This window comes from Massilia sp. 01N410 (assembly GCF_056399665.1).
Map to the genome: position 1 here is coordinate 208,084 of NZ_JBFTRV010000009.1, position 13,987 is coordinate 222,070.

Annotated in this window: 7 protein-coding genes and 1 pseudogene; 3 read left to right on the forward strand and 5 right to left on the reverse strand. The window is 67.6% G+C overall.

Going from position 1 to position 13,987, the window contains the following annotated elements; translation table 11 throughout:
- Positions 1-13: 13 nt before the first annotated feature.
- Together mnmH and AC1DOP_RS14685 are read right to left on the reverse strand one after the other, a co-directional pair.
- Positions 14-1,072, reverse strand: a complete 1,059-nt coding sequence (gene mnmH / locus AC1DOP_RS14680) for a tRNA 2-selenouridine(34) synthase MnmH (protein ID WP_477251924.1) — start codon at positions 1,070-1,072, stop codon at positions 14-16.
- A 3-nt stretch (positions 1,073-1,075) separates the two neighbouring features.
- Positions 1,076-1,720: an arylesterase gene (locus AC1DOP_RS14685; RefSeq protein WP_442122146.1), complete on the reverse strand. Its 645-nt coding sequence runs from the start codon at positions 1,718-1,720 to the stop codon at positions 1,076-1,078.
- Here AC1DOP_RS14685 and AC1DOP_RS14690 point away from each other — a divergent pair.
- Positions 1,719-2,426, forward strand: coding sequence for an ABC transporter ATP-binding protein (locus AC1DOP_RS14690; RefSeq protein ID WP_477251926.1), 708 nt, complete (start codon positions 1,719-1,721; stop codon positions 2,424-2,426). The genes AC1DOP_RS14685 and AC1DOP_RS14690 overlap by 2 nt on opposite strands.
- A 36-nt stretch (positions 2,427-2,462) precedes the next feature.
- On the opposite strand, the gene AC1DOP_RS14695 is transcribed toward AC1DOP_RS14690, so the two are convergent.
- Positions 2,463-3,962, reverse strand: coding sequence for an NAD(P)H-hydrate dehydratase (locus tag AC1DOP_RS14695; RefSeq protein WP_477251928.1), 1,500 nt, complete (start codon positions 3,960-3,962; stop codon positions 2,463-2,465).
- Between the two features lie 116 nt (positions 3,963-4,078).
- Here AC1DOP_RS14695 and AC1DOP_RS14700 point away from each other — a divergent pair, with 116 nt between their 5' ends.
- Positions 4,079-7,693 carry a hydantoinase B/oxoprolinase family protein gene (locus AC1DOP_RS14700; protein ID WP_477251930.1) on the forward strand — a complete coding sequence of 1,205 codons (3,615 nt, stop codon included), beginning with the start codon at positions 4,079-4,081 and terminating at the stop codon, positions 7,691-7,693.
- A 170-nt stretch (positions 7,694-7,863) separates the two neighbouring features.
- Here the strand turns inward: AC1DOP_RS14700 and AC1DOP_RS14705 are convergent, their stop codons facing one another.
- On the reverse strand, positions 7,864-9,495 hold the full coding sequence (locus tag AC1DOP_RS14705; protein WP_477251932.1) for a tetratricopeptide repeat protein: 1,632 nt from the start codon (positions 9,493-9,495) through the stop codon (positions 7,864-7,866).
- 163 nt (positions 9,496-9,658) lie between these two features.
- Here AC1DOP_RS14705 and purL point away from each other — a divergent pair, with 163 nt between their 5' ends.
- The gene (gene purL / locus AC1DOP_RS14710; RefSeq protein ID WP_442122151.1) at positions 9,659-13,669 is read left to right on the forward strand and encodes a phosphoribosylformylglycinamidine synthase; all 4,011 of its coding nucleotides are present in this window, start codon (positions 9,659-9,661) and stop codon (positions 13,667-13,669) included.
- 84 nt (positions 13,670-13,753) lie between these two features.
- Here the strand turns inward: purL and AC1DOP_RS14715 are convergent.
- Positions 13,754-13,987: pseudogene (locus tag AC1DOP_RS14715) on the reverse strand (IS1595 family transposase); the annotation flags it as partial.

Here is a 13,987-nt window from a genome sequence, read left to right on the forward strand (position 1 = left end):
AGCACCTTTTCTATTATTGGGCTGCGTGCAACTTGCGCGCGGCAGCCAGGAAATCCTCTTTCGAAATATCCGCCAGCTCCGCCACCTCCGCCTGCGGATACTGCACGAAATTCCGGTCGATCGACCGCAGGTAAGCCGGGTCATAGTGCTGCACCAGCAGCTCGTCGACCAGCTCCGGCAACTGGCCGCCGTTCGCCATCCCGTGCCAGGCATCGATCCTGGGCCGGCCATGCAACTGCACCAGATGGTCGAGCTGGCGGTTCAGGGCCGAGGGATCGGCGCAGAAGTGCCGGTAGTCCTCCATCAGCAGGCGCACGCGGTTCGGGCGCGACAGGGTCAGCGAAATGCAGGGCGAGGCGCGCATGCGCTCCATCACTGCCTCCGGCACGCGCAGGTTGCCGACCTTCTTGCTCTCCGATTCGACGAACACCGGCTTGCTCGGGTCGAAGCGGCGCAGCTTGTCCCAGATGCGGGTCTCGAACATCTTCTGGCTGGGCTGGGGCTCGTTCGGCAGGTGACCCAGCACCGATCCGCGATGGGCAGCCAGGCGCTCGAGGTCGAGCACCTGGGCGCCGATCGCGTCCAGGGTCTCCAGCAGGCGGCTCTTGCCGCTGCCGGTGGTGCCGCAGATGACGCGGAACTGCAGTTCGGGCGGCTGGGCCAGTGCGTCGTTGACGAAGCCGCGGAAGGCCTTGTAGCCGCCGTCCAGCTGGACCACCGGCCAGCCGATCTTGGCCAGGATGTGGGCCATCGAGCCGCTGCGGTTGCCGCCGCGCCAGCAGTAGACCAGGGGCTTCCAGTCGCGCGGCTTGTCGGCGAACAGGGTGTCGATCGCATGGGCGATATTGCGCGCTACCAGCGGCGCCCCGATCTTTTTCGCTTCGAAGGCGCCGACCTGCTTGTAGGTGGTGCCGACCAGGATGCGTTCCACGTCGTTCAGCACCGGGCAGTTGATGGCGCCGGGAATATGGTCGAGCGCGAACTCCGATTCGCTGCGCGCGTCGATGATGGTGTCGAATTCGTCGAGCTGCGGCAGGACGTCGTTGAAGCTCAGGACTGCGGGGTATTTCATTATTTATTGTTTGATCAGGGGAGCCAGTTGCGGCCAGATGTTATTGAGGATGACGGGGTGGGCCGTGGACAGCGGATGCATGCGGTCGGCCTGGAAGTTCGTCGGCACCAGATCCACGCCCTGCAGCATGTAGGGCACCAGCGGCACCTTCAGCTGCGCCGAGAGTTCCTTGTACATGCCGGTGAAGCGTTCGGTGTAGGCGCGTCCGTAATTCGGCGGCATATGGATGCCGACCAGCAGGACCTTGGCCTTGTTCTGCTGCGACAGCTTGATCATGCTACGCAGATTGTCTTCGGCCGAGGCGATCGGCAGTCCGCGCAGGCCGTCGTTGGCGCCCAGTTCGAGCACCACCACGTTCGGCTTGTGCCGGGCCAGCAGGGCCGGCAGGCGGGTGCGCCCACCGCTGGTGGTGTCGCCGCTGATGCTGGCGTTGACGATGCGGGTGTCCAGCTTCTCGGCCTTCAGTTTCTGTTCGAGCAGGGCGACCCAGCCGCTGCCGCGCGCCAGACCGTATTCGGCGGACAGGCTGTCGCCCACCACCAGCACGGTTTTTGGTGCAGAATAGGCGCTCCCCGATGCGGCCAGCGCGAAGGCCGCAAGGACACCGATCGTCGTTTTCCTGGCATTGAGAGTGAGATGAGCAAGCATGCGTGATATTCCCGAGGCTACCAAAGATGGTGCAATGGTCCGGCATCCGGCAATCGAGGTAGCCGGCCTGTCGAAGCGGGTGGCGGACGCCAGCGGCGAACTCACCATCCTGCACAGTGTCGATTTTACCGTGCAACCGGCCGAGACGCTCGCCCTGGTCGGCGCCTCGGGTTCGGGCAAGTCGACCCTGCTGGGCCTGCTGGCCGGCCTCGACACGCCGTCGAGCGGCACCGTGAAGCTCGACGGCACCGATATCTTCGCCCTCGACGAGGATGGGCGCGCCGCTTTCCGCAAGGCCAAGCTGGGCTTCGTGTTCCAGTCCTTCCAGCTGCTGCCGCACCTGAGCGCCCTGGAAAACGTGATGCTGCCGCTGGAGCTTCGCGGCGATGCCGACGCGCGCGGCAAGGCCTCGAACATGCTGGGCCGGGTCGGCCTGGAGAGCCGCCTGCGCCACTATCCGAAGTACCTGTCCGGTGGCGAGCAGCAGCGCGTGGCACTGGCGCGCGCCTTTGTGACCGAGCCGCCGCTGCTGTTTGCCGACGAGCCTACCGGCAGCCTCGATGCCGCCACCGGCGAGTCGGTGATCCAGCTGATGTTCGAGCTGAACCGCGAACGCGGCTCGACCCTGGTACTGGTCACGCACGATCCGGCGATGGCGGCGCGTTGCGCGCGTACCCTCACCATTGCCGCAGGCCGGCTGGTGTAGAGTGGGCGCGGCCCGCCTAAGCACCTAGCGCCGACTCTACCAGGCGTCCGTGCCGGCAACCAGGGCGTTGAACACACTCCTTATCGCCTTCGGCAGCTCGCCCGCCGTCAACCCGATCGGTCCGGTACCATCCGCCACCAGCCAGTCGGCCGCCGCGCCGTGCATCCACACCGCGCCCAGCGCCGCCTCCCAGGCCGGCCAGCCCTGGGCCAGCAGGGCGCCGCAGAAGCCCGCCAGCACGTCGCCGCTGCCGCCGGTCGCCAGGCCCGGATTCCCGCTGGTGTTGACCGCCACGAAGCCATCCGGACGCGCGATCACGCTGCCCGCACCCTTCAGCACCACCACGCAGTTGAAGCGCATCGCCAGCTCGCGCGCGTGCTCCAGGCGGTCCGCCTGGACGATGGCGGCGGTCACGCCCAGCAGGCGCGCCGCTTCCAGGGGATGCGGGGTCAGGACCAGCGGCCCGCCGTGCGCCGCCAGGGCTTCCTGCAGTTCGCGGCGCGCGGATGTGAGGTTCAGCGCATCGGCATCCACCACCAGCGGTGCACGCGCCGCCAGCACCTGGCCGAACAGGTGGATGGCCGCATCCGCACTGCCCATGCCGGGGCCTGCGACCACGCTGCGGCACGAGAAATCGAGACCGGCGGCGTCGCGGAACATGATCTCGGGCTGCAGCGGATCCATGCTCATGCCCGGATCGAGCATGGCGGCGAAGACGCGCCCCGCGCCGCCGTACAGTGCCGCGCGTGCGGCCAGCACCGCCGCACCGGCCATCCCGCGCGCGCCGCCGAGCACGGCGACGTCGCCGAAGCTGCCCTTGTGGGAATTCTGGCGCCGCGGCCGCAGGGAGTCCGCGAGCAAGGCGGGGCCGTTCAGCACGGCCTGGGCCGACTCGCCATGCAGTCCCTCGCTGCCCAGCATGTCGACAAGCACGTCGCCTGCGTGGTCGCAGCCGTCGCCCGTGTACAGGCCCGGCTTGTTGCCGAGGAAGGTAATGGTGTGGGTTGCCGTCACCGCGATGCCGTCCGCGCCATGCAGGCCGCCGGTATCGGCATCGAGGCCGCTGGGGACGTCGAGGGCCAGCACGGGACAGTCGACACCCGCCGTCCACGCGGCCAGCTCGCGCGCCCGCCCGGCCAGCGGGCGCGCGAGGCCGATGCCGAACAGGGCGTCGACCACCAGCCGCCACGGCCGGGCCGCCGGGATCTCGTCGACGAAGCGGGCGCCGGCCTCGCGGGCCCGCTGCAGTGCGCGTCCCGCCTCGAAGGAGGGTTCGCGCTCGGCGGCCAGGTGCAGCACCTCGACCTCGGCGCCGGCGCGTGCGAGGTGGGCGGCCAGTTCGAGGCCGTCGCCGCCGTTGTTGCCGGGACCGGCCAGCACCAGCACCGCGCCCGAAGCCTCGCCGTCCAGCAGTTCGCGCGCGTAGTCCGCGGCGGCGCGGCCGGCGCGCTCCATCAGTTCGCCATGCGCGAGATGGGCCTGGGCGGCGTGTTCGATGGCGCGGATCTGCGCGCAGCTGTAGAGCAGGGTATCCATGGTGCCTCCTGGTGGACGGGAATGCTGTCGATACCCGGTATTGTCGCCAAAATCGGGCCGGCGCGCGAGACGCGACTACAATAGCCTGGATTTTCCGGCAACGACTTGGAGACACTATGGATTGGCAGTTCTGGATCGACCGCGGCGGCACCTTCACCGACATCGTGGCGCGTCGCCCCGATGGCACCCTCGCCACCCACAAGCTGCTGTCCGAGAATCCCGAGCAATACCGCGACGCGGCCGTGGCCGGGATCCGCCACCTGCTGGGCCTGGAGGCCGGCGACGCGGTGCCGGAAGGCGCCATCGAAGCGGTCAAGATGGGCACCACGGTCGCCACCAATGCGCTCCTGGAACGCAAGGGCGAGCCGACCGCGCTTGCCATCACCCGCGGATTCCGCGACGCGCTGCGTATCGCCTACCAGAACCGGCCGCGCCTGTTCGACCGCCACATCGTGCTGCCCGAGCTTCTGTATGGGCGCGTGATCGAGATCGACGAGCGCATCGGTGCCCACGGCGACGTGGTGCTGCCGCTCGACGAGGCCAAGGCGCGCCGCGAGCTCCAGCAAGCCTGGGACGCCGGCCTGCGCAGCCTGGCCATCGTCTTCATGCACGGCTACCGCTACACGCAGCATGAGGCGGCGGTGGCCCGCATCGCCCGCGAGATCGGCTTCACCCAGGTCTCGGTGTCGCATCAGGTGAGCCCGCTGATGAAGCTGGTCGCGCGCGGCGACACCACGGTGGTCGACGCCTACCTGTCGCCGATCCTGCGCCGCTACGTCGACCAGGTCGCGGATGAGCTGCCCGGCGTAAACTTGCAGTTCATGCAGTCGAGCGGCGGCCTGACCGACGCGCGCGCCTTCCAGGGCAAGGACAGCATCCTGTCCGGTCCGGCCGGCGGTATCGTCGGCATGGTGCGTTCCAGCCGCCTGGCCGGCTTCGAGCGCGTGATCGGTTTCGACATGGGCGGTACCTCGACCGACGTCTCGCATTTTGCCGGCGACTTCGAGCGTGTCTTCGAGACCCAGGTGGCCGGCGTGCGCATGCGCGCGCCCATGATGAGCATCCACACGGTGGCGGCTGGCGGCGGCTCCATCCTGCACTTCGACGGCAGCCGCTACCGCGTGGGGCCGGACAGCGCCGGCGCCAATCCCGGCCCGGCCAGCTACCGCCGCGGCGGGCCGCTGACCGTCACCGACTGCAACGTCATGCTCGGCAAGATCCAGCCGCGGCACTTCCCGCGCCTGTTCGGCGCCACCGGCGACCAGCCCCTCGACGTCGATGCCGTGCGCGCCGGATTCAGCGCGCTGGCGGAGCGGATCGGCGCGGCCACCGGCAGCATGCCGGCGCCGGAAGCGGTGGCCGAAGGCTATATCCGGATCGCGGTCGGCAATATGGCGAATGCGATCAAGCAGATCTCGGTGCAGCGCGGCCACGACGTGACCGGCTACACGCTCACCAGCTTCGGCGGCGCCGGCGGCCAGCACGCCTGTCTGGTGGCGGATGCGCTGGGCATGAAGACGGTATTCATCCACTCACTGGCGGGCGTGCTGTCGGCCTACGGCATGGGCCTGGCCGACCAGAGCGCGATGCGCGAACGCGCGGTCGAGCGCCGCCTGGCCGATATGCGCGGCGACGAACTGTCCGCCGGACTCGACGAACTTGCCGCGCGGGCGCGCGAGGAACTGCTGGCCCAGGGCGTGCCGATTGACCGCATCGACATCCTGCGCCGCGTCCACCTGCGCTACGAAGGCACGGATTCGGCCATCGTGGTGAGCCTTGGCACGCCCGCGGCCATGCAACAGGCTTTCGAGGACGCCTACAAGCGCCGCTTCTCCTTCCTCATGCCGGGCAAGGCCCTGGTGGTCGAGGCGGTGTCGGTGGAGGCGCTGGGCCGTTCCGATGCGCCGCCCGAAATAGCGCTCGACCTTACTGCAGCCGGCGCCACACCGGCCGCCCACGAGCGCGTGCGGATGTTCGCCGGCGGTGAGTGGCGCGACACCGCGGTCTACCTGCGCGCGGACGTGAAGCCGGGCGCCATCGTGAAAGGCCCGGCCGTCATCGCCGAGGCGAATGCGACCACGGTGGTCGAAGCCGGCTGGCAGGCCGAGGCCACCGCCTATGACCACCTGGTGCTGCGCCGCGTCGAGGCGCTGCCGGAACGTCACGCGATCGGCACCAGTGCCGATCCGGTGATGCTGGAAGTCTTCAACAACCTGTTCATGTCGATCGCCGAGCAGATGGGCTTGCGCCTGCAGAACACGGCCTACTCGGTCAACATCAAGGAGCGCCTCGACTTCAGCTGTGCGATCTTCGACCACGAGGGCAATCTGGTCGCGAATGCGCCGCACATGCCGGTCCACCTGGGCTCGATGGGCGAGAGCATCAAGGCGGTGATGCGCAAGAATGCGGGCAGGATGAAGCCCGGCGACGTCTACGTGCTCAACGACCCGTACAACGGCGGTACCCACCTGCCTGACGTGACGGTCATCTCGCCGGTGTTCGACGAGCCGGACGGACAGGCCGGGGAGCCGGACCTCCTGTTCTACGTCGGCTCGCGCGGCCACCATGCCGACATCGGCGGCACCACGCCGGGCTCGATGCCGCCGGACTCCTGCCACATCGAGGAAGAGGGCGTCCTGATCGACAATTTCAAGCTGGTCGACGGTGCGGACGGTGTGCTGCGCGAAGAAGAAACGCGCGCCATGCTGGCCGCGGCGCGTTGGCCGGCCCGCAATCCGGATCAGAACCTGGCCGACCTGCGTGCCCAGGTCGCGGCGAACCAAAAGGGCGTCGAGGAACTGCGCAAGATGGTCGCCTACTACGGCCTCGACGTGGTGCGCGCCTATATGGGCCACGTGCAGGACAATGCCGAGGAAGCGGTGCGGCGGGTGATCGCGGTGCTGAAGGACGGCTCGTACAGCTATGAGCTCGACAACGGCGCGCGTATCGAGGTCGCCATCCGGGTCGATGCGGCCGGGCGCAGCGCGGAGATCGACTTCAGCGGCACCTCCGGCCAGCTGCCGAACAACTTCAATGCGCCGTCCGCCGTGTGCATGGCGGCGGTGCTCTATGTGTTCCGTACCCTGGTCGACGACGAGATTCCGCTGAATGCCGGCTGCCTGAAGCCGTTGAAGGTGATCATCCCGCCGGGCTCGATGCTCAATCCGCATTATCCGGCCTCGGTGGTGTCGGGGAATGTCGAGACCTCGACCTGCATCACCAATGCACTGTACGGGGCGCTGGGCGTGATGGCGGCCTCGCAGGGGACGATGAACAACTTCACCTTCGGGAATGCGCGCTACCAGTACTACGAGACCATCTCCGGCGGCTCCGGCGCGGGAGAAGGCTTCGACGGTACGGACGTGGTGCAAACCAATATGACCAACTCGCGCCTGACCGATCCGGAGATCCTCGAATTCCGCTTCCCGGTGCGGCTGGAGAGCTACGAGATCCGGCCGGAATCCGGTGGGGCGGGGCGCTGGCATGGGGGCAACGGCGGGGTGCGCAAGCTGCGCTTCCTGGAGCCGATGACGGCGGCGATCCTGTCGAACAACCGGGTGTTTGCGCCTTTCGGGATGGCTGGCGGGGAGCCTGGGGAGAAGGGCAGGAACCTGGTGCTGCGGGCCGATGGGCGGGTGGAGGCGCTGGGGCATATCGGGAAGGTCGATATGCAGGCTGGAGATGTGTTCGTGATCGAAACGCCCGGTGGCGGCGGCTACGGGGCGCGTTAACGGCTGCGCGTGGAAACTTGGGTGGATGGTGCCGGGGGCACGATCCCGCCTTCGCGGGGACGACGTGCAAACCTGCGTGACCCTAAGCGCCGTTGAGGAACGCGGCCGTGAAACCGTCGTTCCCGCGAAGGCGGGAACTCAGGTTCGTTCCGCAGTCCCCACCATGAAATTCACCCCGAAATACCATACTTCCGCTTGGCCGAAGCAAATTCCTCATCCAGCGCCTGCAAGCGCGGATGCCCCGGATCCAGCGCCCGGATATGCTCGAGCTGCTCGGCGCACAGGCCCGCCAGCGGGTGGTCCCAGCCCATCTCCAGGATCTGGCGGAGGATGCCGCCCACCACGGCGATCATCACCTGCAGGTTGCCCGGCGCCATATGCAGGGCTTCCAGCAGGGTCTGGACGGCGCCGCGCACGTCGCCCATATTGCGCTTCTCGTCGGCGACGCCGAGCAGGATCTGGGCCTGGGCGCGCAACTGCTTGCCCATGCCGTCCGCCAGGTCGGGGCGGCCGGCCTTCACGAACACGTTCATGGCCTGCTGCAGGGTCACGCTGCCGTCCTGTCCGTTCATGGCGGTCATCATGACTTCCGACGCTTCCTCGTCCATGCGGTGCTCGAGCAGGGAGCGGGTCAGGCCGACTTTCAGGTTCGGCGACAGCGCACTGCCGGCCCGTACCGCCGTCACCGCGCTGCGCAGGTCGGCGATGGCGCCGGCCTTGTTGCCGTTCGCATCGTGGAGCAGGGCGCCGGAGACCGCCATGCAGGCATCAAGTTCAGGCGTGCCGCGCAGCGAGCGTTCGAGGTCGCGCATCACGCCGACGGCCGCCGGCTGGTCGCCCTTGCGCACCAGGGCCTTGACCAGGTTGACGTGGTCTTCGGGATTGCGGAATTCGGAATAGCGCGAGCGCGTGACGACCTGCTTGAAGGACTTTTCGGCGGCGGCCACGTCGCCTGTCTCCAGCGCCACCTCGCCCAGCTTGCGCAGGCGCCGCACCATGTGGGGCGAGATGCCGACCGCTTCCTCCAGCGTCTTCTGGGCCTGCGTGTGGTCGCCGCGCTCCTCGTAGCAGCGCGCCAGCAGGTCGTAGGCGGCCATCAGGCGCGGGTTGTCGCGCACCAGCTGCTCGAGCAGCTCGACGCCTTCGTCGACGCGGTTCTGGAATACCAGGCTGCGCGCCAGTCCGAGCCTGGCCCAGCCCAGTGGCCGCGCGGCGATCAGCTGGCGGTACACGCCCTCCGCCTGTTCGTATTCCCTCAGCGAGACGTGCAGCTCGGCGCGCAGGCGGGCGAAGTCGACCGCGTGGCGCGGCTGGGCTTTGGCGGCGTCGACGCAGGTGCGGATGGCCGCGTGCGAATTGCCCTGGGCGACCTGCTGGTAGGCCGGCAACATGGCGCAGCGGCGGGCGAGGGCGCGCTGGACGCGCTGGTTCAGGACCTCGGCGGTGAAGGGCTTGAGGACGTATTCGGTGGGCGAGAGCTCGGCGGCGCTGACCACCTTGTCGTAGGCCGCCTCGGAGGTCAGCATGATGAAGATGGCCCAGGGCGGAATCAGCTTGTGGTGGCGCAGGTCTTCCAGCAGCTGCTGGCCGTCCTGGCCCTCGCTGCCGCTGCCGCCGCCGAGATCGTACTCGCAGAGGATGACGTCGTAGCCGCGCCGGCTCAGCTGCTTGACGGCCGTGCCGGCGTTGACGGCATACTCGACGCGCGAGATGCCGGACTGGTTGAGCATGTTCTGCAGGTTGGCCCGGATGCCGGGGTTCGGATCGACCACCAGTACCGTCAATTGGCTATTTTCTTGCATCGTTTTTCGCGTCCATGCTCAATGGGTCTCCGCCACTAAGATACCTATTCCTTGCCGTTCCGGCAACCATACCAGAAGGACCAGAGCCGCAGAAGGGGCGACGCTGTATAATAGCGGGCTATCTTCCACCCGCAGCCACGCTGCATCAACCGACTACCAAGCCATGTTGATTCTGCCGGGTTCCAATGCCCTCTCCGCCTTCCGTAGCCAACGCCTCCTCGCCCAGCTGCAAGCCGTCGCCCCGACGATTGCCGCGGTCCAGGCCCGTTTCTACCACTTCATCGACGCAAGCAGCCCACTGTCCACCGAGGACACTGAGCGCCTGTCGGCCATGCTCACCTACGGCGAGCCTGTGCTTGACCCGCAATACGAGGGCGTGACCGAGGAGTACTTCGTGATCCCGCGCCTGGGCACGATCTCGCCCTGGGCCTCGAAAGCGACCGACATCGCGCACAACTGCGGCATGGCCCACATCCACCGCATCGAACGCGGCGTGGCCTATACCGTGGTTCTTAAATCCGGCATTTTCGGCACCGGCATCAAGGCGCCGAAGAAGCTGGGCGCTGAAGAGGTCCAGGCCGTGGCAGCCCTGCTGCACGACCGCATGACCGAAACCGTGCTGCGCAGCGCCGACGAAGCCCAGGCACTGTTCAGCGAACTCGAAGGCCGCCCGCTCGAAGCCATCGACGTGCTGGGCAAGGGCCGGCTGGCGCTGGAAGAAGCCAACCGCGACATGGGCCTGGCCCTGGCCGAGGACGAGATCGACTACCTGTTCGACGCCTTTACCAAGGCCCGGCGCAACCCGACCGACGTCGAGCTGATGATGTTCGCCCAGGCGAACAGCGAGCACTGCCGCCACAAGATCTTCAACGCCGAGTGGACCATCGACGGCGTCAAGCAGGACAAGTCGCTGTTCCAGATGATCAAGAACACCCACCAACTGCAGCCCAAGGGCACGGTGGTGGCCTATAGCGACAACTCGGCGATCATGGTGGGCGCGGAAGCCATGCGTTTCTTCCCGCAACAGGGTGAAAGCGGCGGCCAGGAATACAAGCCCATGACCGAGCTGACCCACACGCTGATGAAGGTCGAGACCCACAACCACCCGACCGCGATCTCCCCGTTCCCGGGCGCCTCGACCGGCGCCGGCGGCGAGATCCGCGACGAAGGTGCGACCGGCCGCGGCGCCAAGCCGAAGGCCGGCCTGACCGGCTTCACCGTGTCGAACCTGGCGATCCCCGGCTTCGAACAGCCCTGGGAAGTGCCGGCCTACGGCAAGCCGGAACGCATCGCCTCGCCGCTGCAGATCATGGTCGACGGCCCGCTGGGCGGCGCCGCCTTCTCGAACGAATTCGGCCGTCCGGTGCTCGGCGGTTACTTCCGCACCTACGAGCAGAACGTCGGCAAGACGGCGCTGGGCGAGAACACCGTGTTCGGCTACCACAAGCCGATCATGATCGCCGGCGGCATCGGTAACATCTCGGACGCCCACACCCACAAGAACGACATTCCGGTCGGCAGCCTGCTGCTGCAGCTGGGTGGTCCCGGCATGCGCATCGGCATGGCCGGCGCGGCGGCGTCGTCGATGGCGACCGGCACCAACACCGCCGACCTCGACTTCGACTCGGTCCAGCGCGGCAATCCGGAGATGGAGCGCCGCGCCCAGGAAGTGATCAACTCCTGCTGGCAGCTGGGCGACGCGAATCCGATCATCTCCATCCACGACGTCGGCGCCGGCGGCATCTCGAACGCCTTCCCCGAGATCACCAACGACGCCAGGCGCGGCGCGACCTTCGACCTGCGCAAGGTGCCGCTGGAAGAGAGCGGCATGTCGCCGCGCGAAATCTGGAGCAACGAGTCGCAGGAGCGCTACGTGCTGGCGATCTCGCCCAACGATCTGCCGCGCTTCGCCGCCATCTGCGAACGCGAGCGCTGCCCCTTCGCGGCCGTCGGCGTCGCCACCGAGGAGCGCCAGCTGCGCCTGATCGACCCGCTCACCAACACTTCACCGGTCGACATGGCGATGGAAGTCCTGCTCGGCAAACCGCCGAAGATGCAGCGCGACGTGACCCACGTTCAGAACGACTTCCAGCCGGTCGACGTGACCGGCCTGGAACTGGAGGAAGTGGCGCGTCGCGTGCTGCTGCTGCCGACCGTGGCCGACAAATCCTTCCTGATCACCATCGGCGACCGCAGCGTCGGCGGCATGAGCGTGCGCGACCAGATGGTCGGTCCGTGGCAGGTTCCGGTGGCCGACTGCGCCGTCACCACCCTGAGCTTCGAAGGCTACAAGGGCGAGGCGATGGCGATGGGCGAGCGCACCCCGGTGGCGGTGATCGACGCCGCCGCCTCGGGCCGCATGGCCGTCGGCGAGGCGATCACCAATATCGCCGCAAGCCCGATCACCAGTATCGAAGACATCAAGCTGTCGGCCAACTGGATGGCGGCCTGCGGCCAGCCGGGCCAGGACGCCGCCCTGTTCGACACCGTGAAGGCGGTCGGCATGGAACTGTGCCCGGCGCTGGGCATCTCGATCCCGGTCGGCAAGGATTCGCTGTCGATGCGCACCACCTGGACCGACGACGGTGAAGCCAAGGCCGTGATTTCGCCGGTGTCGCTGATCGTGTCCTCGTTCGCGCCGGTCCATGACGTCCGCAAGACGCTGACCCCGCAGCTGCGCACCGACCTCGGCGACACCTCGCTGATCCTGGTCGACCTCGGCCGCGGCAAGAACCGCCTCGGCGCGTCGAGCCTGGCCCAGGTGACGAACCAGGTCGGCAACGACACCCCGGACCTCGATGACCCGCGGGACCTGAAAGCCTTCTTCGCCGCGATCCAGCGGCTGAACGCGGACGGCAAACTGCTGGCCTACCACGACCGTTCGGACGGCGGCCTGTACGCGACCCTGTGCGAGATGGCCTTCGCCGGCCGCGCCGGCGTGTCGGTCAACCTCGACATCCTGACCATGGAAGGCGAGCACGCTTCCGACCATGGCGACGCCAAGAACTGGACCGCGCAAGTCGGCGAACGCCGCAACGAGATGACCCTGCGCGCGCTGTTCAGCGAAGAGCTAGGCGCCGTCATCCAGGTGCGCCACGACGAGCGCAGCGAGGTGATGAACGTGCTGCGCTCCTTCGACCTGGGTGCCTGCAGCCACATCATCGGCAAGGTCAACGACCGCGGCGTGATCGAGTTCACCCGCGATACCAAGGTCATCTACAACAAGCGCCGCAGCGAGCTGCACCGGCTGTGGAGCGAGACCAGCTGGCGCATCGCCCGCCTGCGCGACAATCCGGAATGCGTCGACCAGGAATACGAGCGCCTGCTGGATGAGCAGGACCCGGGCTTGACGCCCAAGCTGGTGCACGACACGCAGGAAAACATCGCCGCGCCCTTCATCGCGACCGGCGCCCGCCCGAGCGTGGCGGTGCTGCGCGAGCAGGGCGTCAACTCGCACATCGAAACCGCCTGGGCGCTGCACCAGGCCGGCTTCAAGGCAGTCGACGTGCACATGAGCGACCTGATCGCCGGCCGTGCGAAGCTGGATGACTTCAAGGGCATCATCGCCGTCGGCGGCTTCTCCTACGGCGACGTGCTGGGCGCCGGCGAAGGCTGGGCCAAGACCATCCTGTTCAACGCCGCGCTGAAGGAGCAGTTCGCCGGATTCTTCGGCCGCCTTGATACCTTCGGCATGGGCGTCTGCAACGGCTGCCAGATGATGAGCAACCTGAAGTCCATCATCCCCGGCGCCGAAGCATGGCCGAAGTTCACCCGCAACAAGTCGGAGCAGTTCGAAGCCCGCTTCGGCATGGTCGAGGTGCTGGACTCGCCGTCGATCTTCTTCGCCGACCTGGCCGGCACCCACGCGCCGCTGGCGATCGCCCACGGCGAAGGCTTCGCGGACTTCTCGCAGACCGGCGACCTGTCCAAGGCGATCGGCGCGCTGCGCTATATCGACAACCGCGGCCAGGCGACCGAGCAGTATCCGTTCAACCCGAACGGTTCGCCGGGCGGCCTGACTGCGGTCACGACGCCGGACGGCCGCTTCACGGTGATGATGCCGCACGCCGAGCGTGTGGCGCGTACCGTGACGATGTCCTGGCATCCGGATGGCTGGGGCGAGAATTCGCCCTGGGCGCGTATGTTCCAGAACGCGCGGAAGTGGGTTGCCTGATTTGATGTGATTCGTCACGAAAAGCGCTCCTTCGGGGGCGCTTTTTTTATGGCTGTGTTCGCGTTAATTCGGTCACTGCGCCATTTAGCTGAGCTGGACGGCGGCTTGCAGCAGATGCCGGGGCGTCGTCAGCCGCCGCGCATCCAGCATGCGTTGCCAGCCCGAATAATTAATCAGGTAACGGCTTGCCACGCCGCGAAACCGCACCAGCCAGCTCTTGAACCGGCTATGCCAGCCGTTCACGTTTTGCACGTGGATCGCGCCGCGTGTGCGCTCTCCCGCCTGCACGTTCACCCACGCATGCGCGATACCTGAGCG

Bases quoted from the DNA above. Each gene is read 5' to 3' on its own strand.
- mnmH (WP_477251924.1), bottom strand. From the start codon at position 1,072: ATGAAATACCCCGCAGTCCTGAGCTTCAACGACGTCCTGCCGCAGCTC.
- AC1DOP_RS14700 (WP_477251930.1), top strand. From the start codon at position 4,079: ATGGATTGGCAGTTCTGGATCGACCGCGGCGGCACCTTCACCGACATC.
- AC1DOP_RS14685 (WP_442122146.1), bottom strand. From the start codon at position 1,720: ATGCTTGCTCATCTCACTCTCAATGCCAGGAAAACGACGATCGGTGTC.
- AC1DOP_RS14705 (WP_477251932.1), bottom strand. From the start codon at position 9,495: ATGCAAGAAAATAGCCAATTGACGGTACTGGTGGTCGATCCGAACCCC.
- AC1DOP_RS14690 (WP_477251926.1), top strand. From the start codon at position 1,719: ATGCGTGATATTCCCGAGGCTACCAAAGATGGTGCAATGGTCCGGCAT.
- purL (WP_442122151.1), top strand. From the start codon at position 9,659: ATGTTGATTCTGCCGGGTTCCAATGCCCTCTCCGCCTTCCGTAGCCAA.
- AC1DOP_RS14695 (WP_477251928.1), bottom strand. From the start codon at position 3,962: ATGGATACCCTGCTCTACAGCTGCGCGCAGATCCGCGCCATCGAACAC.